Genomic DNA, 21277 nt, shown 5'->3' with positions numbered 1-21277 from the left:
CCACAGCGCAGAGTTGTGACATGTCTTCATCCCACCTTGACCCGCTACGACGGGAGATCGAACAACGCCAGATCGCCCCGGCCCCGGCGCCGTGGCAACTCAAGGCCAGGCTGAGCATCGCGGGTCTGCTAGAAATTGGCTTCGATGCAGACAGCGAACTGCTTCTGGTCGCTTCCAGCTCCGGGCGTAGCGTGATCGATTGTCAGAGCGGGGAAAAAGTCGCGCGCGATCGCACCGATAACCTTGGCAGTGACCGTCATCTGCAGACCCGTGGCATCGGCCCTCTGCAGGATCACGTAATCCGCATGGCAGGGATCAATGGGGGCGGCCTGCCGGTAGCCACTGCCGATGGCTGGATGGTCGAGGACATCACCCTGGCCTGGCCAGAACAGCACCTGTTGCTGGTCGAGCCTGGCTCGTGGTTGCACGGTGCGCGTTACCACCGCCCGGCGCTGTTTCACAAGCTTGGGGTAGAGCTTGAGGTGAGGGCGTTCGGTTTTTCCTATACCGGCTTGAGCCTGGTGATTGCCACTGCCGGGGAAGTGCTGGTGTACGGGCGCTGCGCGAAAACCTTGGCGTTCTGATATTGCCTGCCTTCTGTGACCGTCCAGGTCCTGTCTACACACCCATCGTCGCTTTTAAGTGAGAAATTTCCCACTCAATGGGAATCTTGTTTCACCCTTTGAGAAAACCCTGTGCACCATGTTCGCAAGGAGCACATATGAACTACAACAGCCCCACCGATCGTTTGCTGCAGATTCTTGTCGCCCTTGGCCAGGCTAGCGAAGCCGTGTCGGCCAAGGAACTGAGCCTGCAGCTGGAACAGCCCTTGAGCAGCACGTATCGGCATTTGAAAACCCTGCTGCGCTGGGGCTTGGCCGAAGACAATGGTCACGGCCGTTATCTGCCGGGGCCTGCCTGCCTGCAATTGGCAAACAAATTCGACCGCGAGGCGCTGCTGGTATCGCAGGCCATGCCCGAGCTCAAACGCTTGGCCGAACTGAGCCGCGAAAGTGTTGCGTTGATGGTGCCCAGCAACGGCCAGGCCATTTGTATCGAATTGATCGATAGCCCCCAGCCGCTGCGTTGCTGTTATCAGAAGGGGCTCGCGCAGCCGCTGCTGGTCGGCGCTTCGGCGCGGGTGCTGCTGGCCCATATGGCGCCAGAGCGAAGCGAGGCGATCCTTCATGAACACGGTGTTGATGCCGAAGGCTTCGAGCTCTATCGGCAAAGCTTTATCCCCATTCGCGACCAGGGCTTTGCCATAAGCCTTGGCGAAATCGACGACGGCATCTGGGGCGTCAGCGCGCCGGTGCTCGACAGCCGCAACCGCTTGTACGGCGCAATCAGCCTGATGGCCCCGGCCTTTCGTGCCCAGCACAACAGTGAGCGCCTGACCCGCTGGACCCGCGAAGTCGCCCTGCGCGTGGGTGCACGGCTGGACTGAATCAACCTGGAGTTTTTAAGCATGACCGCACATCTGCCCATGCCTGAGTGGCAAGGCCGTATTGACGCAGGCGAAGGTTCGTCTGCATTGCGCTGGCACCAGTGGGTGCGGCCTTACAGCAGCGCCCAAGCCCCTGGCACCGCATTGATAGGTCTGGCCTGCGATGAAGGTGTCACCCGCAACCAGGGTCGCAGCGGTGCCCGCCAAGGGCCACCGGCATTGCGCAAGGCGTTGGCCAACCTGGCTTGGCGCGGCCAGCGAGTGGTGTATGACAGCGGCGACATTGCCTGCACCGGTAGCGATCTGGAAGGCGCGCAGCAGGCCTATGCCCAGCGCGTCAATGAACTTCTCGACCACGGTCATTTGCCGTTGGGGTTAGGTGGTGGGCATGAAATCGCTTATGCCAGCTTTCTCGGCTTGGCCGAGCACCTGCGTAAGCACGAAGCCAGTCCACGGGTGGGTGTTCTCAATTTTGACGCCCACTTCGATTTGCGTCATGCCGAAAAAAGCAGCTCCGGCACGCCGTTCCGGCAGATCGCCGAGTACTGCGAGCAGGCGGGCATGGTGTTTGACTACTGCTGCCTGGGCGTGAGTGAGCTGAACAACACGCAAGCCCTGTTTGATCAGGCCGATCGCCTGAACGTGCGCTATCGCCTCGACCGGCAGATGCAACCTTGGAATGTCGCGGCGATCGAGGCGTTTGTCGACGCGTTCCTCGGCGGTATCGACCACCTCTATATGACCATTTGCCTGGATGTGCTGCCCGCCAGTCAGGCACCCGGCGTCAGTGCACCGTCGGCCCATGGTGTCGACCTGATGGTGGTCGAGCACCTGGTCAGGCATGCCAAGGCCAGCGGCAAGCTGCGCATGGCCGACATCGCTGAACTTAACCCCGGTCTTGACCAGGACCAGCGCACCGCGCGCATTGGCGCGAGGTTGTTGGCAAGCCTGGTCGACTAAGCCGTTCCCCATTCAACCCAGTATAAAAACAAGAGTATTACTCCATGCTGACCCTGCAACTCGATGCATTGACCACCGTTGCCCTGGCACTTGTGCTGCTGGCACTGGGGGCACAACTTAAAAAGCACAGCTACTGGCTGCGCCAGCTCTGCGTACCCGCGCCGGTAATCGGTGGTTTTGGTTTTGCTCTGGTGGTATGGCTGCTGCGTAACCAGCAGTGGTTGGACATCAAGCTGGATACGGCCATGCAAACCCCGTTGATGGTGGCGTTCTTCACCACCGTCGGCCTGGGTGGCAGCCTTGGCCTGCTACGCCAGGGCGGCAAGATTCTGTTCATTTATCTGGGTGCCTGCTGGGGCCTGGCGCTGCTGCAGAATCTGGTGGGTGTCGGCATGGCCAAGGCGCTGGGTATCGATCCGCTGCTGGGGATCATGGCCGGAGCAGTGTCACTGGAAGGCGGTTTCGGTGCGGCGGCAGCCTTTGGCCCGATTGCCGAGAGCCTTGGCACCACGGGTGCCACAACGGCAGCACTGGCTTCGGCGACCTTTGGCATGGTTGCTGGCGGTTTGCTGGGCAGCCCGGTGGCGCGTTATCTGATTGATCGCAAGAAGCTGGCGGTCAAAGCCGACCGGGTCGATACGCTGCAGGCGCTGGAAAAAGCCAACGAAACCCCGAGCGTAACCCTGGATGCGGCGGTACTGCTGCGCTTGCTGACCTGCATGCTGGTCATCATGGTACTGGGCTTCTGGATCGGCGATGCCTTGAAAGCGCACCTGGGCATTGTTTTGCCGGTGTACGTCGGCGCGATGTTTGTCGCCATCATCCTGCGTAATCTCAATGATCGCGCACGGATTATCGAGTTGCCGGACAACGCGGTCAGCACCGTAGGCGATATCAGCCTGGGCATGTTCTTGACCATGGCGATGATGAGCCTGAAGTTCTGGGAGTTGGAGCAGTTGGGCCTGCCGCTGCTGGTGATTCTGGTAGTGCAGGTGGTGATCATGGTGCTGCTGTGCATCTTCGTGTTGTTTCGCCTGTTCGGCGGCAACTACGATGCTGCCGTGCTGTGCGCGGGCTACATGGGGCATGGCCTGGGCGCCACGCCCAATGCGGTGGCCAACATGGGTGCCATTTGTGATCACTACAAGGTGTTCTCCTACAAGGCGTTTATCATCGTGCCCCTGTGTGGCGCGGTGTTGATCGATATCGTTGCCTTGCCGTTGATTACCTGGTTCATCAACGCGTTCAGTTGACATCCAATGACCCGTCAGGGGGCGGGCGGTGGTGCTCAAACCCATCCGCTCGACCACTGACGTGGCGAAAAACGCTTTTCTCCCTTTCGAGTTCCGTCAAGGGAGGGCACAATGCGTGTCCTTTTTTTGGCCGGCCTTGCCGGGGGCCTCGAAATGATCAAAACGCCGTATTACCTCATCGACAAAACCAAGCTGCTGCGCAACATGGAGAAGATCGCCTACGTGCGTGAAAACTCCGGTGCCAAGGCGCTGCTGGCCCTCAAGTGCTTCGCCACCTGGTCGGTATTCGACTTGATGCAGCAGTACATGGACGGTACCACCTCGTCTTCGCTCTACGAGCTCAAGCTGGGTCGCCAGAAGTTCGCCGGTGAGACGCACGCCTACAGCGTAGCCTGGGCCGACGACGAAATCGGCGAGATGGTCGAGAACTGCGACAAGATCATTTTCAACTCCATCGGTCAGTTGCAACGCTTCGCCGAGCAAACCGAAGGCACCGTGCGCGGCCTGCGCGTCAACCCGCAGGTAAGCAGCTCCGACTACTTGCTGGCTGACCCTGCGCGCCCATTCAGCCGCCTGGGTGAGTGGGATCCGGTAAAAGTCGAAGCAGTCATCGAACAGATCTCCGGCTTCATGTTCCACAACAACTGCGAGAACGGCGATTTCGGCCTGTTCGACCAGATGCTGTGCACCATCGAAGAGCGCTTCGGTCATCTGCTGCACAAGGTCGAGTGGGTCAGCCTGGGTGGCGGTATCCACTTCACGGGCGAAGACTACGCGCTGGACGCCTTCTGTGCGCGCCTGAAGTCCTTCTCCGAGAAGTACGGCGTGCAGGTCTACCTGGAACCAGGTGAGGCTGCCATCACCCAGAGCGCCTCGCTGGAAGTCACCGTCCTCGATACCCTCTACAACGGCAAGCACCTGGCCGTCGTCGACAGCTCCATCGAGGCGCACATGCTCGACCTGCTGATCTATCGCCTCAACGCCAAGCTGGCGCCGAGCGAAGGCGAACATACCTACATGGTGTGCGGCAAGTCCTGCCTGGCCGGGGATATCTTTGGCGAATATCAATTTGATCGTCCGCTGGCCATCGGCGATCGGCTGTCGTTTGTTGACGCAGCGGGTTACACCATGGTCAAGAAAAACTGGTTCAACGGCTTGAAGATGCCGTCCATCGTAGTGAAACAACTCGACGGTACTGTTGAGGTTGTTCGCGAATTCGGGTTCGAAGACTACTTGTCCAGCCTGTCGTAAGCTGGCAGTAAAGGAGAGAAAGAGAAATTGAAGAAGAACGTCCTTATCATTGGTGCAGGAGGTGTCGCCAAGGTGGTGGCCCACAAGTGCGCACAGCACAACGACGAACTCGGTCGTATTGCTATCGCGTCGCGCAACATCTCCAAATGCCAGGCCATCATCGACAGCGTCAACGCCAAGGGCAGCCTGAAACAGCCTGCTGAAATCAAGGCTTTCGCGCTGAACGCCCTGGATGTCGAAGCGACCAAGGCGCTGATCCGCGAAACCGAATCGCAGATCGTCATCAACGTCGGCTCTGCGTTCCTCAACATGTCGGTGCTGCGTGCCTGCATCGATACCGGCGTGGCCTACCTGGACACCGCGATCCATGAAGAACCGGGCAAAATCTGCGAAACCCCGCCCTGGTACGGCAACTACGAGTGGAAACACCTCGAGGAATGCCAGCAGAAGAACATCACCGCCATTCTTGGTGTAGGTTTCGACCCAGGTGTGGTCAACGCCTATGCAGCACTGGCGCAGCAACAGTATTTCGACCGCATTGATTCCATCGATATTCTCGACGTCAATGCCGGTTCCCATGGCAAGTACTTCGCCACCAACTTCGACCCGGAAATCAACTTCCGCGAGTTCACAGGACAGGTGTGGAGCTGGCAGAACAGCCAGTGGACCAGCAACACCATGTTCGAAGTCAAGCGTACCGATGATCTGCCGGTAGTAGGTTCACAGAACCTGTACCTGACCGGCCACGATGAAGTGCACTCGCTGTCGAAAAACCTCGACGTGCCCAACGTGCGTTTCTGGATGAGCTTTGGCGAGCACTACATCAATGTGTTCACCGTGCTCAAGAACCTGGGCCTGCTCTCCGAGCAACCGGTCAAGACTGCAGAAGGCCTGGAAGTGGTACCACTGAAAGTGGTCAAGGCCGTGCTGCCTGATCCGTCTTCGCTGGCACCGGGTTACACCGGCAAAACCTGCATTGGTGACCTGGTCAAGGGCACCAAGGACGGCCAGCCACGTGAGATCTTCATCTACAACGTGGCAGACCACGAAGAAGCTTACGTCGAGACCGACAGCCAGGGTATTTCCTATACCGCAGGTGTGCCACCCGTGGCTGCAGCCTTGCTGGTCGCCCGTGGAGAGTGGGACGTGCAGCGCATGGCCAACGTCGAGGAACTGCCGGCTGAGCCGTTCCTCAAGGCGCTGGACGAGATGGGCCTGCCAACTCGCATCAAAGACGAGAATGGCGACCGCCCCTGGAACTGAGTGATCAGTTCGCCGCTGTAACTGAACGGGATTGGCCCATTGAGGGTGCCAATCCCGTTTTTCGTTGTGCTCGACCTGTGGCTACAGGTGGCGGATTGCACCCATTGTCACCAGCGCGGCGAGCCCCAACAGACAAACCATTGCAATGGCGTAGGCAACGGTTCGCCAAGGCTGCCAGCGTGCCAGATAGGTCACGGTATGCATCACCCGGGCACCGGTGAACAGGACCATTAATCCGCTGGTGAGCAAAGCCGGTGGATTGAACACCAGGCACAGCCCTCCCAGGACGAAAAACAGTGGGATATTCTCCAGGTCGTTGGCCCAGGCCTGCGCCGCTCGCCTGACCTGCGGCAACTCCTCCGGGCTTGGCTGGCGCCCAACCAAGCCTGCATCCTCACCGTTCTTGAAGGTCATGCGGCTAATGCGGTAGAAGCCCTGGTAGCAGGAAATCGCCAGCATTTTCATAAAGAGTACGACTACACACAACGCAAAGACGGCCAAAATATCGTGCATGCTCATTCCATTGAAAGCGGGGGAGCGTGATCATCGCCCAATCCGCAATCGTGCGTATAGCCTGCGCCTGAGCTTCAGTCGTGATGAATATCCCGGTCCTTGGTTTCCGGTAGAAAGAAAATACCCAGGATGGCGGTCATCACCGCGATCACGATCGGGTACCACAGCCCGTAATAGATATCACCCGTGGCCGCGACCATGGCGAACGCTACCGTGGGCAGGAAGCCGCCGAACCAGCCGTTGCCAATGTGATAAGGCAGTGACATCGAGGTGTAGCGGATGCGCGTCGGGAACAGCTCCACCAGCCAGGCGGCAATCGGTCCGTAAACCATGGTCACGTAGATCACCAGGATGGTCAGCAGCAACAACACCATCGGGTAGTTGGTTTTGGCGGGGTCGGCTTTTTCCGGGTAGCCCGCGTCCTTGAGTGCAGTCCCGAGGCTGGCGACGAACGCGTCGTTCTGGACCTTGAAGTCGGCGGCCGGCATGCCGGTTCCTTCAAAGCTCTGCAGCACGTTCTCGCCGATGCGAATTTGCGCGACAGTGCCGGGTTCAGCCTTGACGTTGTCGTAGGGAATGGCACGCTTGGCTAACACACTCTTGGCCAGGTCGCAGGAGCTGGTGAATTTTGCCTTGCCCACCGGATCGAACTGGAACGAACACTGGTTGGGATCGGCAATCACCGTTACCGGGTTTCGCTCTTGGGCGAGGAACACGTCTGGATTACCGTATTCGGTCAATGCCTTGAAGATCGGAAAGTACGTTAGCGCGGCAATGATGCAGCCCGCCATGATGATGCCCTTGCGTCCGATGCGGTCAGACAGGCTGCCGAACAGAATGAAGAACGGTGTACCGATCAGCAGTGAGCCTGCAATCAGCAGGTTGGCGGTTTGTGGGTCGATCTTCAGCGTCTGCAACAGAAAAAACAGTGCGTAGAACTGCCCGGTGTACCAGACCACAGCCTGGCCGGCGGTGCCGCCAAGCAGCGCCATGATCACCACCTTGAGATTGTCCCAGCGCGCAAAAGACTCGGTCAGCGGCGCCTTGGAGGCTTTGCCCTCGGCTTTCATCTTCAGAAATACGGGTGACTCGCTCAGTTGCAGGCGGATGTACACCGAAACGATCAGCAGCAGAATCGACAGCAAGAACGGAATTCGCCAGCCCCAGGCCTCGAAGGCTTCAGTGCCAAGAACGGTACGGCAGGCGAGGATAACCAACAGCGACAGAAACAGCCCCAGGGTCGCAGTGGTTTGAATCCAGGAGGTGAAGTAGCCACGTTTACCTTGTGGGGCATGCTCGGCTACATAGGTTGCCGCGCCACCGTATTCGCCGCCCAGGGCCAAGCCTTGCAGGAGGCGCAGGGTAATCAGAATGATCGGTGCTGCTACACCGATGGTGGCATAGCTGGGTAGCAAGCCCACGATTGCGGTCGACACGCCCATGATCACGATGGTGATCAGGAACGTGTACTTGCGCCCGATCATGTCGCCGAGCCGCCCGAACACGATGGCGCCAAAGGGGCGCACGGCAAAACCTGCGGCAAAAGCGAGAAGGGCGAAGATGAATGAGGTGGTCTCGTTGACCCCGGCAAAGAAGTGCTTGGCGATAATCGCTGCCAGGGAGCCGTAGAGGTAAAAGTCGTACCATTCGAACACTGTGCCCAAGGACGAAGCGAAAATGACTTTTCGCTCCTCCTTGGAAATTGCACGGTGAGGTGTGCTGCCTGTGGAGCCTTCGACTGATGCCATGAGTGTTCTCCGCCTTGTTTTTATAGGCCGGAGCACCCACTGACATTTACCGCACCCTGGCCTGGGGGTTTGCGGTCTTGCATCGCTGCAAGGTTTCTTCAAGCATAATCATCTTTTTTCGGATATCCAGCGTGGCCGCGATGCGCCGTGGCGCTTAGAAGCTGTAGTCCACGGTGGCGAAGTACGACCGAGGCTCGCCCATGATCCATTGTTCGCCACTGTGCGCCGTGGCGGCATAGCGACGGTCCAGCAGGTTGTTCAACTGCAGTCCCAGGCGCACATCGGCAAGCACCTGCCAGCCAAGGTTGGCATCAACCACGGTGAAGCCAGGAACGGTCTGGGTATTGGCGGTGTTGGCGTAGCGTTGGTCGACATAACGCAGGCCCATGCCGAGGTCCACGCCGTGCTCCAGGCCTTTGCTGACCCATAGATTGGCGGTGCGCCGTGGCACATTGCTTGGTCGATTTCCCGCGCGCGAAACCGTTTGGCCGTTGACCACCTGATCGAAGTCGTCGTACTTGGCTCGCACGACCGAGGCGTTGGCAGAAACTTGCCATTGGTTGGCCAGGGCCAGTTCCAGGGTCGCTTCCAGGCCATCGGAGGTTTGCTGCCCGGCTTGTTCCTTGAGGTGGGTGACGGGGTTGCTGACCAACAGCTTCTTTTTGACGATGTGATAAGCCGCCAGGGTCCATTCGCCGCGACCGTCCCAGAACAATTGCTTGAGACCAAACTCGGTCTGTTTGGCTTCGGTAAGGTCGAAGTTCTGCTGGCTTGGGCTGAGCGTAACCAGGTCACTGACGCCGTCTTCACTGGTGGAGTACTGGCCGTACAACGACAGATCATCGGTGACCGCAAAGACCAACCCTGCACGCCAGTTTCCACCGCCAAGGCTACGGTCGGTGCGGCTGCCATCAATCAAGTTGTCGCGGTCGATGTGGTTCTGGTCACGGCGGATACCGGTTACCAGCGACCAGCGATCAGTCAGCTGGGTACGGTTTTCGGCGAACAGGGCAAAGGTGCGGGTAGTGCTCTGACTTTGAGGGCGGGTGGGGTCCTTGCTGTGGAAGTAGCCTGGGGCCGGGTTCCATGGGTCGACCAAGTCGCCGCCAATGTCGTTGTAAGGTGAGTTGCTGTCGATGCCGAAGCGAATGCGGTTGTACTCGGCACCGACCACGGTCTTGCTGGCCAGTCCGAACAGCGAGTGATCAAAGGAGAAGCTCTGGCGATCACCGATTTGCTCCTGGTCGTGCTTGATCTCCAGGTAGCTGCCGCGCTCCAGTTGTCCTGCGCCGCTGTTCCAGGTGTAGTCTTCGGCGTTGCGCCAGTGTCGGCGACTCTTGATGTAATAGAGCTGGTTGCTGGCGCTGATCGAATCGCTGATAGTCCAGTCAGTGTTCAGGCGGGTCCACTCGTCGTGGTAGCGCTGCACATCGTTTTGCACGTTGTAGTTCTTTTTGCCCAGGCTGTCGCGGTAGTGGCCGTCAATCAGCGGCGTACCGAAGTAGTTCATCGGCTCGGCATCGCCGCGCTCGTGGGCCAGGGTAAAACTCAAGTCGTCACTGGCGTCGAAACGCAGGGCGGCGCTCATCGCCAGGTTTTTCGAGTCGCCACGATCGACCCAGCCGTTGCTCTGCTGGTTGTTCAAGGTCACTCGGTAGCTCAGGCGCTCGCTCAGCGAACCGCCGCTGTCCAGGCCCAGTTGCTGACGGTCGTAGGCGCCGTAGCCCAGCCGCAGATGGTTGCGGATGTCACCGGCAAAAGGCTTTTTGGCAATCACGTTGATGACCGCACCGGTGGCGCCTTCACCATAGAGCACCGAGGCCGGACCGCGGATCACGTCGATGCGTTCGACCATCCACGGATCAACCGGGAATGTCTGGGTGCCGGCACCGGTATACATCCGCGAGCCATCGAACAACGTCATCACCGAGCCATGACCTTCGAAGCCACGGGCCGAGAGGGCGGTGCCGCCATTGCCAGGCGTCGCCACCGAAGTGATGCCCGGCGAACGTGTGACGGCGTCCTGGACGGTGAGGTTGTTGCGCTTGTCGATGGCGTCGGCACTGATGCTGCTGGTGCTGGCCGGGGTATCCATGGCGCTGAGATTCAGCCGCGAACCGGCCGGCAACGGGGTAGCCAGGCTGATCACCTCGTTGTCGCTGCTGCTGGTGATGGCCGTGGAAGGAAGCGCAAGGGCGGTGCTGCCAGATTCAGCGGCAAAGGTCGGCACGCAGAATGCCAGGCAGGGGGCCAGGGTATTGGCCGCCAGAGTGTGAAGCTTGGAATTACGGGACATATCGTTCCACTGTCTACTGGAAGAAATGGATCCCGGAGGGAACAACGCATGAAGGAATTGCGCGCGCAGGCGAGCGCAAACCGGCCTGCGCCCGCCCACCGCGGGGTTGCCAAACGAAGCTTCAGGCCGGTCTCCGGGCTTGCGAGGGTCGTGAAGGCCTTCACCTTCCCATGCCTGAGCACAGTGGTGTTTCGAAGGCTTCGCTCGCTTACCGTTGCGGGGGCAGCGCCGGACTAGTCACCTGAAGTGATGCACCGGCTTCCCGTTTCACCCTGCGCACGACGGCGCAGGACACCTGAAACTGGCGCGCATCTGAACATTGAAAGTCTTTGCAGTCAATGAGTTGGACAAACCCCTGGCTTATCGCCCGCGCTTGCGTGACACCACAGCTTCAATGTTCTTGCGCCCGATCAGCAGCGGTTGCTGGGGCTGCTCCAGCCATTTGTACATCACCAGGCAATCGACCAGCCCTAGCTGAGCGTGCCGATAGGCGCGAGGCAAGCGCCCGACAATGGCAAAGCCAAGTTTCTGCCACAGTGCCACGGCAGCTTCGTTGCTCGACACCACCGAATTGAACTGCATGGCCAAGAAACCCTGTTCGCGTGCCAACTGTTGCGAGTGCTCGCACAGGGCCCGAGCAACGCCACGTCCACGCGCAGCTTCGGTGACCATGTATCCACAGTTACTGACATGACTACCGGGTCCTGCGGCATTGGCTTTGAGGTAATAGGAGCCAAGCAACTGGCCATCCTCTTCCGCCACCAGGGTCTGCAGGGGGGATTCAAGCCACAGTTGGCGGGCTTGATCCTGGCTCAGGGCCGGATCGAAGGCATAGGTTTCGCGCGCTGCGACAATGGCCTGGAAGGTTGGCCAGAAGCGGTCGAAGTCGGCAGCGGTCATGGGGCGGATGTGAATCATGGCGGTTCCTAGCAACGTGAGCCGCGAGTCTGAAAGCGTTGGTGCCGGCATGCAACTGTTTGTGCTGGTTGGTCCTGCCCCCGGCGCCGTTGGTCGAAGGCAGCACGGCTCGTTGGCCGGGTAAACGGGTCAGATATAAATAAACACCAGCAGCAATACCGCGACCACTGCCCATTTTTCCAGGTAGTAACGGGTGCGGTTACGTTTCTTCAGGGCCTTGCCTCGCTCACGGATCTTGTAGATGCGCGTGAACAGACGGTTGATGCCGCCGGTCTTGTCACCGGCATCGTTCGGCGCGGCGGCGGCCGCCATCACACTACGGCTGAACCAGCGGTTGAAAGCGGTGGCCCAGCGATACTTCAATGGACGCTCGACATCGCAGAACAGAATGATGCGGTTGTGCTCGGTCTGGTTGGAGGCGTAGTGAATGTAGGTCTCGTCGAAGACCACACCTTCGCCGTCTCGCCATGAGTAGTTTTCGCCGTCCACGCAGATGTAGCAGGCATCATCGTTTGGCGTGTCCAGGCCCAGGTGGTAGCGGTAGGAGCCCGCATAAGGGTCGCGGTGGCGAACCAGTTTGGAGCCTGGCGGCAAGGTAGCGAACATGGCGGCCTTGACTGTGCCGATACTTTGCAGCAGCTCGGTGGTGCGTGGGCACAGTTTCATCGCCGAAGGGTGGCTCTCGCCGTACCATTTAAGGTAGAAGCGCTTCCAGCCGCTCTTGAAGAAAGAGTTGAAGCCTACGTCGTCGTAGTTCTGCGAGCTTTTGATTTCGCCTACATGCAGAAGCTGTTGCGCTTCAGCGCGAATCTCCTGCCAGTTGTCCTGCAACGGCTTGAGCTCGGGAAACGACTCGACCGGCAGGTAGGGTTTGGCCTCAAGCTTGGAGAACAGGTAGAGGAAAACGTTTACCGGGGCCAGGAAGCTTGAGTGATCGCCCAGTTGGCGGGTGATCTTGTGCCTGACGCGTCCGCGAAAATGGACAAAAGCAATTGAGAAGACAAACAGTAGAACCAGAAAAATTTTCATGGGCGGGTACTTATCGATGTGGCGATGCGCCATGGCATAAGCTCGCCAGCATAAACAATCGCGACCGCGGTTTGTACAAAATGTTACTGCTTTGACGCCAGACATTAGTCCCAGGCGCAAAGGTTTGCGCTGCCAACGTCCACCGTTAGACTGAGCGCAAAGACAACAGGAAAGGGGGGAGGGTATGGAGCAAGACACTCGCGAAAGCGGCCAGCCATTCAAACGATTATTCTTTGCCTTCGATTGCACGCCAGCGCAACGTCGGGGCATTGCCCAGTGGCGCAGTGACCTCGGTTTGAGCAGCGGACGGCCGGTGCCGTCGTCGAACTTCCACTTGACCCTGATGTTCCTCGGGGCAGTGGACACCGCACAATTGCCCGCCGTTCTGGCGGCTGCTGCTGCAGTGAAGGTGCCAAGTCAGCCCATCAGCGTCGCGCTTGATCGACTGGAAGTCTGGCGTTCGGCCAAGGCCTTGGTGCTAGCACCCAGCCAAACGCCTGCAACCTTGCGTCATTTGGTCTATAACCTGCAGCAGGCATTGCTACCGCTTGGCTTCACCGAGGCCTCAAGGGAGTTTCGTCCGCACCTGACCCTGGCTCGGGATTACCAGGGACAAGTACCGGAAGCACTGGTAGCGGCTGAATTCACCCTGCGCGCGCAGAACTTTATCCTGTTCGAGTCGCGCAAGGGCCGTTACTGGCCATTGGCGCAATGGCCGTTGTAGCAGGTTCTGCCATCAAGCGATCGGAATCAGCGGATCGGCGGCGGCCAGGGCACTGGTACGGTCAGCTGCGGGCGGATAGATCCAGGTGGTGTTGATCTGGGTCTTGAGGTCTTTGGCTTCTTTGCGCAGCAACTTGACCTGACGATCCCAGCCCTCGGTGTAAACCGCGCCCCAGGCTCCCAGGTCCAGACAGGTTACGTACTTGGGTTGGCGATAAGGCGTGGGCTCGACACCGAGCAGGTCTGCAGCCACGTTGTTGCCGCTATGACGGCCCAGCACGATGGCATGCTGGCAAGACATGACGGCAAAGTTGCCTTCATCGTCGGTAGCCGCGTAGGCCACATCGCCGGTGGCATAGACATGCTCCTGGCCCTTCACCTTAAGGTTGCGGTCGACGTGCAGGCGACCTTGTCCATCGCGTTCGCCCGGCACTTGCGCCGTCAGTGAGCTGGCACGTACGCCAACGGTCCAGACCACGGTATTTGCTTCAATCCGCTCACCGTCCACGAGGGTGACACCGCCGGCATCCACGCCGGCTACTGAAGCATTGACTCGCCATTGCACGCCCAGCGCTTCGGACGCCTCGATGATGGTTGGGCTGATGCCTTCACCCAAGGCCGCACCGATCCTGGCGCCGCGGTCGACAATGATCACCCGGACATTGGCATCGGCACCCAGAATAGCGCGCAGGCGACCGGGCATTTCCGTGGCAGTTTCGATGCCTGTGAACCCACCACCAGCGACCACTACGGTGTTACGTGCAGTTGATTCCGGCTGGCTGGCCAGCGACTTGAGATGTTGCTCCAGGCGCGCCGCCGATTCGATCTGATCGACATCGAAGGCGTGTGTGTTCAGACCGTCGATATCCGGACGCCACACGCCGCTACCGGCAGCCATCACCAGGCGGTCATAGCTGATATCGCTGCGGTTGCCCTGGGCATCGACGTAACTGACGCGCTTGCCGTTCACGTCGATCTGTTCGGCCGCGCCCTGGATAAAGGCAACGCCTACTGCGTTGAAGAGCTCGGCCAAGGGTGCTTGCATCTGGTGCACATCAGGTTCGTAGAAGCGCGGGCGAATACGCAATTGGGCCTGTGGTGCGAGAACGCTGATGGCAACGTCGTCGCGGCCATGTTGGTCCAGCAGGCGAGCCGCGCTCAGCGCGCTCCAGACACCACCAAAACCTGCGCCGACAATCAGAATGTGCTGTTTCATTTGGCTGCTCCACAGAGAGGAAATCGTTTTTGACCGGTTGCTCATGGGGGGCTGCAGGTCAACCCATGGCGGCGTACAACTACGACTGTATTGGTCGTAGTTAGTTTGGGCAAGCACTATTTTTAAGCGATGTTTGCCATCGATAGGCTGATTTATCTCTGGGAAGCTCTATTTGAAGGGCTGCAAGTCGTTCGTCATGAATGAAAAATCTGATAACATTGGCGACAAAGCTAGTCGGAGATTGTCATGTCGTTGTATAGCGCTGGCGTGGAGTACGGCATCCATTGCCTTACCTTCCTGGTCGATGAGCTGGGTGATAGCCGTGAAGCCAGTGTGCGTGACCTTGCCGACCTGCAGGGTGTGCCTCAGGAGTACCTGGCCAAGGTCTTTACCAAGCTCGCCAAGGCCGGGCTTGTGGCGGCCACCGAAGGCGTGCGCGGAGGGTTCAAGCTGGCGCGTCCGGCGGACGAAATCAGTGTGCTGGATATCGTTACCGCCATAGACGGGCGCAAAATGATCTTCGAGTGCCGTGATGTGCGCGATCGCTGTGCACTGTTTGAAGGTTCGCCGCCAAGCTGGGCCCAGGAGGGCACCTGCTCTATTCATGCGGTAATGCTTACGGCGCAAAAACGCATGGAAGAGGCGTTGGCGCAGCAGACCATCCTGGATATCGCCCGGCGCGTTGGTCGCAAGGCGCCGCCTGAGTTTTCAACTCAGTTGGTCAATTGGATGAGTGACCGTCGCGCGGGCAAGACCACCGGCGAGATACCTGTCGTCGATGTTTCCTGAACCGGTTGGCTTGCACCCGGACGGGGTAATGACAGCCCCTATCAAACACCGGCCGAATCAGCATTCTGATTAGCGCGCCGTGCCATTTCGCGGCTTGTAGAACAGAAAGTCGCTGGTCTCGGTGGTCTTCACATAGCCGCGCGCCCAATCCGGCGATACGTGGCGGTCATGAAAATACAGCGCGCCCCGAGTGCGGTCATCCAGTTGCCGGTTGAGTGCCTTGCGTGCGATTTCCTTGGCAATGGCATAACGGGCTTCTTCCTGGACTGAATCAGAACGCCCGTCGCACCACCAGGAAAACTGGCAGTTGCCGGTCTCGGAACCTTGTTTGACGACGCCGCACACGGTGTCCGGAAAGCCTTCATGACCCAGGCGGTTCATTACCACGCTGGCCACCGCTTCCATGTCCGGCGCCTTGCCACCCTTCGATTCCCAATAGATGCTGCGCGCCATGCAGGTGATGGCGTCATCCAGCGCTGCCTGACCCGCCGGGTCGACTGCCTGGACTTCGGGTTGGGTAATAGCTTTGCTTCTGCTGGCAGGCGGTGCATTCGGTTGTACGGCTGCTTTTTGCTCCAGCGCCTGGGCTTTTTCTTCTGCCACCTCGGCTTTGGCTTCATTCGCTGCAAGGAGCGGACTGCAGAGGCTTAGCGCCAGGCAGGTTACAATCGTTATAAGGCGCATGATCTGGCTCTTGAGTAGCGAGAGAAAGATGAAGCTTCCCGTTACAGGGTCGACCGCGCGACGCTCAAAACATTCCAACTGTTCGACGACGAGCGCATCGCGCATCATGGGTGCGGTCTGTTCAAGGGAGATTTACATGCGTGTCCTGTCATCCGTTCTGCGTCTTGCCTGCCTGCCTATGGCGCTGCTGGCAGCCACGGCAGCCCAGGCCAGTGAGCCGTCCCAGTTGATCGATGCAATCAATGGTTATCGCAGTCAGGCCCAACGCTGCGGCGGGCAGGCATCGCTGGAGCTGCCGCCACTGGCCAGTGATCCTCGCCTGGTGTTGCCGGCCACCGGTAGCGTGGATTTGCGCAGCGCCCTGGCTCAAGCCAGCTACCCGATGGTCAATGTTCAGGCTATTACCCTCAATGGCCCTCGTGATGCTCAAGCGGCCATGCAAGCTGTGCGGGAAAGCTTCTGTCAGGTGGTGCTTGATCCGCAGTTCGTCGATATTGGTGTCAGTCAGCAAGCTCGCGATTGGCGCATTGTTCTGGCGCGGCCGTTGCTTGCCGGAAAGCTGGGCGACTGGCAGGCCGAAGGCCAGAAGTTGTTGAGCATGATCAACAGTGCGCGCAGCCAGCAGCGCCAATGTGGCAGCCAGACGTTCGCGGCCAGCGCACCGTTGGCCTGGAACGCGGTGCTGGCTGGCGTCGCTGAAACCCATACACGAGCAATGGCCAATCAGAACTTTCTCGATCACATCGATCGCGATGGTGGTACACCAGGCGACAGAGCTGAGTTGGCCGGGTACGCAGGACAGTTGACGGGCGAAAACATTGCCGCCGGGCAGGACACCCCGCGCAAAGTGGTCGATGGTTGGTTGGCCAGCCCTGGCCATTGCGCCAACCTGATGAACCCGCAGTTCACCGAGTTGGGCGCCGCCTATGCCGTCGATCCCAAGAGCGATGCCGGGATCTACTGGACGGCAATGTTCGGTGCGCCCTGAGGGCTGCGTTTAGCCGTAATGCAAATCCGTGCGCTTGAGCAGTTGCTTGCAGCGCTCGGACAGGTGCACCACGCGCAGGTGTTTGCCGTTATTGCTGTAGCGCTCGCGCAAAGTCTTGAGCGCCGCAATTGCCGAGTAATCGACAAAGTTCAAGTGCTGGCAATCGAGAGTCACCTGGGCTGGGTCGTTGACGGGGTCGAACTGATTGAGGAAGGGCGTCGTCGAGGCGAAGAATAACGTGCCGTGGACCCGGTAGAGCTTGCTGCCATCACTTTCCAGGTGGCTGTCAGCATACAGTTCGCGAGCTTGCTGCCAGGCGAAGTTTATAGCGGCGATCACGATACCAATCAGCACCGCCGTGGCCAGATCAGTGAGTACGGTAACCACGGTCACTGCAATAATTGCCAGCATGTCGTTCACCGGCACCTTGTGCAGCACGCGCAGCGATGCCCACGAGAATGTCTGCTGCGACACCACGAACATCACGCCAACCAGGGCTGCCAGCGGGATTCGTTCGATCAGCGGTGAGAGAAACAGCACGAACAGTAGAATCATCACACCTGCCACCACGCCGGACAGCCGGCCGCGTCCACCAGAGCTCAGGTTGATGGCGGTCTGGCCGATCATGGCGCAACCGCCCATGCCGCCGAACATGCCGGACGTCATGTTGGCCACACCCAGGGCCACGCACTCGCGGTTGGGGTAGCCGCGGCTTTCGGTGATTTCATCGGTCAGGTTGAGGGTCAGCAACGTTTCCAGCAAACCCACCAGCGCCATCAGGATCGCGTAAGGCGCGATGATCTGCAGGGTTTCCAGGGTCCAGGGAATGTCCGGCCAGCTCAATGCAGGCAGGCCGCCAGCGATATGGGCCAGATCGCCCAGGGTATGGGTGGGCAGATCGAGCAGGTAGACGCCGGCGCCGACGCCAAGGATCGCGACCAAAGCTGGCGGCACACTGCGGGTCAGGCGCGGCAGCACATAGACAATGGCCATGGTCAGCGCGACCAGGCCGATCATCAGGTACAAGGTCGAGCCCGACAGCCAGACACCGTCGTGTTTGAAGTGCTCAAGCTGGGCGAGGGCGATGATGATCGCCAGGCCGTTGACGAAACCGAGCATCACCGAATAAGGCACCATGCGCACCAGTTTGCCCAGGCGCAGCACGCCGAAGACAATCATGATCAACCCGCCAAGCAGCACGGTTGCCAGCAGGTACTGCACGCCGTGCTGAACCACCAAGGCGACGATGACCACCGCCATGGACCCCGCCGCCCCGGAGATCATCCCCGGACGGCCACCGAGCAAGGCGGTGAGCGTACAGATGATGAACGCGCCATAGAGACCCATCAGCGGGTTCAGATGCGCCACCAAAGCAAAGGCAATGCATTCGGGCACCAGCGCAAAGGACGTGGTGAGCCCAGCCAGGACATCGGCGCGTAGGGAGGTTGTTTTCATGGTCGGGGAAGCTGCCGGCAAAAAGGGGGAGGATGCTACGGAAATTCGCCGGCCTGGGCCAGTGTTCAAATAGAGGTCAGCATCAACTCCAGGTTTTGCACCGCAGCACCCGAGGCACCCTTGCCCAGGTTATCGAACACCGCAGTCAATACTATTTGACCATGGGCAGGATTGGCGAACACCGCTAGCTGCAGCTCGTTGCTGTCGTTCGCTGCTTGCGGATCCAACATCGGCGCGGCTTCATCCTGTTTCAGCGCTGCCACCTGTACATAGCGCGAACCATGGTAGTGCTGGCGCAGGCGCTCATGCAGATGGGCGGCGTTGACACCCGCCGGCAACAGGCGCGTCTGCAGGGCAATGGTCAGGGCGATGCCCTGGCGGTAGCTACCATAGCTTGGGATGAACACCGGCCGATGCGACAGGCCGGCATGCGCCTGGATTTCCGGCACATGTTTGTGATCCAGGTTCAGTCCATAAACCAGAACGCCCTGGGCTGCTTTATCTGCTGCGCTTTCGTGACGCTCGACGGCGGCACGCCCGCCTCCGGAGTAACCCGATACCGCGTTGACTGTCAGCGGATAGTCAGCGGGCACCAGGCCTGCGCTGACCAATGGTCGCAACAGGGCAATGGCGCCCGTGGGGTAACAGCCTGGATTGCTGACACGCTTGGCCTGGGCGATCCGTTCGGCCTGTTGTTCGTCAAGTTCGGGCAGGCCGTAGACCCAGCCAGGCGCCGTGCGATGAGCGGAGCTGGCGTCAATCACGCGTACGGTTGTGTTGTTGATCGTTGCCACCGCCTGGCGCGCGGCATCATCAGGCAGGCACAGAATCGCCACATCGGCACTGTTGATGGCCTCGGCGCGACGCTTTGGGTCCTTGCGTTCGCTGTCGGGCAAGGTCAGCAGACGTAGATTGTCGCGCCCCTGCAAGCGGGAGTGGATCAACAGGCCGGTGGTGCCTTGATCGCCATCGATAAACACAAGTGGCTGGTGCATGTTGCTCTCAATGAATAAGTTCAGGGAGTGCCTATGCTGGCGTTGAACTGGACTAAAGAAAATTTGAATATCATGATGCTGTCATTCATTAATTCTGAATGACTGGACGCTATGCGTGAAATCAGCCTGGACCGCCTCAGAACCCTGGTGGTGATTGCCGACCTTGGCTCCTTTGCCCAGGCCGCGCGGGCGCTCAACCTGGCGCCACCGACTGTCAGCCTGCACATAGCCGATCTGGAAGCGCGCATTGGTGCGCCGCTGCTGTCGCGCAAGCGCGGGCAGGTTCACCCGACCAGCATTGGTGAAACTCTGCTGCAGCGTGCGCGTCGGCTGCTGGCCGACGCCGAACAGGCGCTGGATGAGGTTCAACGTCAGGTGCAGGGCCAGAGTGGCCGGGTTCGCCTCGGGGCTTCCACCGGTGCCATCGCCCACTTGCTCCCGCAAGCATTGGATATCCTGCGGGTGCGTCATCCCGGTATCGATGTGCAGGTGCAAGTGCTGACCTCGCGAGAGTCGCTGCTGCGTTTGCAAGCCGGAACGCTTGATCTGGGATTGGTGGCGTTGCCGCAAGCGGCGCTCAAAGGGGTGCAGATTCAGCCGTGGCGCCGTGACCCGATCATGGCCTTCGTGCCTGCGAGCTGGGCGCCACCTGCGCGTATCACACCCACCTGGCTGGCCGGTAGGGCGCTGATCCTCAATGACAACACCACGCAATTGTCGCGTGTGACCAGTGACTGGTTTGCCAGCGCAGGGTTGCAAGCAGATGCGCGAATCCAGCTCAATTACAACGACGCGGTGAAAAGTCTGGTCGCTGCCGGTTATGGCGCTACCTTATTGCCCCACGAGTCCAGCGTGCCAGAGCCGGACCCTCGCTTGTGCATGCGCCCATTGCGCCCGGGGTTGTGGCGTCATCTGGGTATCGCCAGTCGCCAAGGGCAGGTGGAGCAGAGCACTCAATTCGTTCTGCAAGTGCTGGCCCAGCTTGCGTTGCAGCGCCCGGCTTAAACCAGGCGTACAGCGGTACCACGGTTTTGCCAGGCACGCTCGCCCAAGCGCTCCTGGACAAAAGCCTGCGCTTTGCGCTGCAACTGATCCAGATGCCGGTCACGTTGCTTCTCGGCATCGATCATCGCCCGTTTGCCATGTTGCTGAAGCAAGTAGGTATGAATCTGCTGCACTTCGAGTGTGCGGTAGATTGGCGCCACATCCAGCATCGCTACCTGACCTTCACTGGCGTGGTCACGGGTGTTCATCAGCACTTGCGGGCCACGCGTAGCAATGACTGCAAACCCCATCGTTTCAAAATACGCAACTTTGCCCACCGTGCAGGCCAGTTCCGCATGGGGATAACGCTCGGTCATCTGCCCCAGCATCGCGCGGGCAGCGCCCTGTCGGCGATAGTGGTTGTGAACGGCAAGGTAAGCGACAGCGCATGCCTGGGGATCATCTTGCACGGGCAGGTAGAGAAGAAAACCGGTGACGGTCTGCGGGTCTCGCGTATCGGTGGCCACGATCAACTCAACGGAAAGCTCGCCAGGTTCGCCCATCGCTTGCAGGTAGCGGTGGACTTCAAGGCCGGTGCTGTATTGGTAGAGATTGAATAGCGGGTTGCTCGGCGCAATGCCGACAGGGCTGATGTCGGTCAGGTAATCGACCACCATTTGCAGGATCTGGCTCTTGATCGACTCCTCGGGCGGGGCGACAAAATGGGTGAGGGCGAACATGGGGCAAACTCCGCAGGCTTGGGCT

Annotated in this window: 20 protein-coding genes and 1 riboswitch; of the genes, 10 read left to right on the top strand and 10 right to left on the bottom strand. The window is 59.6% G+C overall.

The annotated features are described in order from the left end of the window. The first annotated feature begins 20 nt into the window (after positions 1–20). The 6 genes from V0R60_RS23295 (at position 21) to V0R60_RS23270 (ending at position 6174) form a co-directional block, all read left to right on the top strand. On the top strand, positions 21–584 hold the full coding sequence (locus V0R60_RS23295; protein WP_330079920.1) for a hypothetical protein: 564 nt from the start codon (positions 21–23) through the stop codon (positions 582–584). Between the two features lie 137 nt (positions 585–721). Next, complete coding sequence (locus V0R60_RS23290) at positions 722–1447, top strand: IclR family transcriptional regulator (RefSeq protein WP_136476890.1); 726 nt, start codon at positions 722–724, stop codon at positions 1445–1447. 21 nt (positions 1448–1468) lie between these two features. Then, positions 1469–2407: a formimidoylglutamase gene (gene hutG, locus V0R60_RS23285; protein ID WP_330079921.1), complete on the top strand. Its 939-nt coding sequence runs from the start codon at positions 1469–1471 to the stop codon at positions 2405–2407. 44 nt (positions 2408–2451) lie between these two features. Continuing rightward, entirely contained in the window at positions 2452–3660 is a 1209-nt protein-coding gene (gene gltS, locus V0R60_RS23280) for a sodium/glutamate symporter (protein WP_136476888.1), read from the top strand. 153 nt (positions 3661–3813) lie between these two features. Next, positions 3814–4911, top strand: coding sequence for a carboxynorspermidine decarboxylase (locus tag V0R60_RS23275; protein ID WP_136478966.1), 1098 nt, complete (start codon positions 3814–3816; stop codon positions 4909–4911). A gap of 27 nt (positions 4912–4938) precedes the next feature. Further along, positions 4939–6174, top strand: a complete 1236-nt coding sequence (locus V0R60_RS23270) for a saccharopine dehydrogenase family protein (RefSeq protein WP_136476887.1) — start codon at positions 4939–4941, stop codon at positions 6172–6174. An 81-nt stretch (positions 6175–6255) separates the two neighbouring features. Here V0R60_RS23270 and V0R60_RS23265 read toward each other — a convergent pair whose 3' ends face one another. From V0R60_RS23265 to lpxO, 5 genes are all read right to left on the bottom strand, one after another. Beyond that, entirely contained in the window at positions 6256–6687 is a 432-nt protein-coding gene (locus tag V0R60_RS23265) for an MAPEG family protein (protein ID WP_136476886.1), read from the bottom strand. Positions 6688–6761: 74 nt separating this feature from the next. Then, a complete protein-coding gene (locus V0R60_RS23260) occupies positions 6762–8435 on the bottom strand; it encodes an MFS transporter (RefSeq protein WP_136476885.1) in 1674 nt (557 codons plus the stop codon). Positions 8436–8589: 154 nt separating this feature from the next. After that, a complete protein-coding gene (locus tag V0R60_RS23255; protein ID WP_330079922.1) occupies positions 8590–10731 on the bottom strand; it encodes a TonB-dependent receptor in 2142 nt (713 codons plus the stop codon). A 107-nt stretch (positions 10732–10838) separates the two neighbouring features. Further along, a riboswitch (cobalamin riboswitch) is annotated at positions 10839–11045 on the bottom strand. Positions 11046–11091: 46 nt separating this feature from the next. After that, positions 11092–11649 (bottom strand): GNAT family N-acetyltransferase, encoded by a 558-nt coding sequence (locus V0R60_RS23250; protein ID WP_330079923.1) that lies wholly within the window; start codon positions 11647–11649, stop codon positions 11092–11094. A gap of 129 nt (positions 11650–11778) precedes the next feature. Then, positions 11779–12678: a lipid A hydroxylase LpxO gene (gene lpxO / locus V0R60_RS23245; protein ID WP_203480080.1), complete on the bottom strand. Its 900-nt coding sequence runs from the start codon at positions 12676–12678 to the stop codon at positions 11779–11781. Positions 12679–12862: 184 nt separating this feature from the next. On the opposite strand from lpxO, the gene thpR reads away from it, so the two are divergent. Beyond that, positions 12863–13402, top strand: coding sequence for an RNA 2',3'-cyclic phosphodiesterase (thpR, locus tag V0R60_RS23240; protein WP_330079924.1), 540 nt, complete (start codon positions 12863–12865; stop codon positions 13400–13402). Positions 13403–13414: 12 nt separating this feature from the next. Here the strand turns inward: thpR and V0R60_RS23235 are convergent, their stop codons facing one another. Next, entirely contained in the window at positions 13415–14617 is a 1203-nt protein-coding gene (locus V0R60_RS23235) for an NAD(P)/FAD-dependent oxidoreductase (protein ID WP_330079925.1), read from the bottom strand. A 246-nt stretch (positions 14618–14863) separates the two neighbouring features. On the opposite strand from V0R60_RS23235, the gene V0R60_RS23230 reads away from it, so the two are divergent. Further along, positions 14864–15406 (top strand): RrF2 family transcriptional regulator, encoded by a 543-nt coding sequence (locus tag V0R60_RS23230; protein ID WP_136476878.1) that lies wholly within the window; start codon positions 14864–14866, stop codon positions 15404–15406. Between the two features lie 69 nt (positions 15407–15475). On the opposite strand, the gene V0R60_RS23225 is transcribed toward V0R60_RS23230, so the two are convergent. Continuing rightward, the gene (locus V0R60_RS23225) at positions 15476–16090 is read right to left on the bottom strand and encodes a cell wall hydrolase (protein ID WP_330080024.1); all 615 of its coding nucleotides are present in this window, start codon (positions 16088–16090) and stop codon (positions 15476–15478) included. A 136-nt stretch (positions 16091–16226) separates the two neighbouring features. Here V0R60_RS23225 and V0R60_RS23220 point away from each other — a divergent pair, with 136 nt between their 5' ends. Next, positions 16227–17078, top strand: coding sequence for a CAP domain-containing protein (locus V0R60_RS23220; RefSeq protein ID WP_330079926.1), 852 nt, complete (start codon positions 16227–16229; stop codon positions 17076–17078). 9 nt (positions 17079–17087) lie between these two features. On the opposite strand, the gene V0R60_RS23215 is transcribed toward V0R60_RS23220, so the two are convergent. Both V0R60_RS23215 and argC read right to left on the bottom strand, forming a co-directional pair. Beyond that, positions 17088–18533: a SulP family inorganic anion transporter gene (locus V0R60_RS23215; RefSeq protein ID WP_330079927.1), complete on the bottom strand. Its 1446-nt coding sequence runs from the start codon at positions 18531–18533 to the stop codon at positions 17088–17090. Between the two features lie 65 nt (positions 18534–18598). Then, positions 18599–19528: an N-acetyl-gamma-glutamyl-phosphate reductase gene (gene argC / locus V0R60_RS23210; protein WP_330079928.1), complete on the bottom strand. Its 930-nt coding sequence runs from the start codon at positions 19526–19528 to the stop codon at positions 18599–18601. Between the two features lie 111 nt (positions 19529–19639). Here argC and V0R60_RS23205 point away from each other — a divergent pair, with 111 nt between their 5' ends. After that, positions 19640–20533 carry a LysR family transcriptional regulator gene (locus V0R60_RS23205; RefSeq protein ID WP_330079929.1) on the top strand — a complete coding sequence of 298 codons (894 nt, stop codon included), beginning with the start codon at positions 19640–19642 and terminating at the stop codon, positions 20531–20533. Here V0R60_RS23205 and V0R60_RS23200 read toward each other — a convergent pair. After that, positions 20530–21252, bottom strand: coding sequence for a GNAT family N-acetyltransferase (locus V0R60_RS23200; RefSeq protein ID WP_136476873.1), 723 nt, complete (start codon positions 21250–21252; stop codon positions 20530–20532). The two genes, V0R60_RS23205 and V0R60_RS23200, sit on opposite strands and share 4 nt — an antisense overlap. Positions 21253–21277 lie beyond the last annotated feature (25 nt).

This window comes from Pseudomonas auratipiscis, assembly GCF_036324085.1.
Lineage (GTDB): Bacteria > Pseudomonadota > Gammaproteobacteria > Pseudomonadales > Pseudomonadaceae > Aquipseudomonas > Aquipseudomonas auratipiscis.
This window is presented reverse-complemented; position numbering and strand designations above follow the sequence as displayed.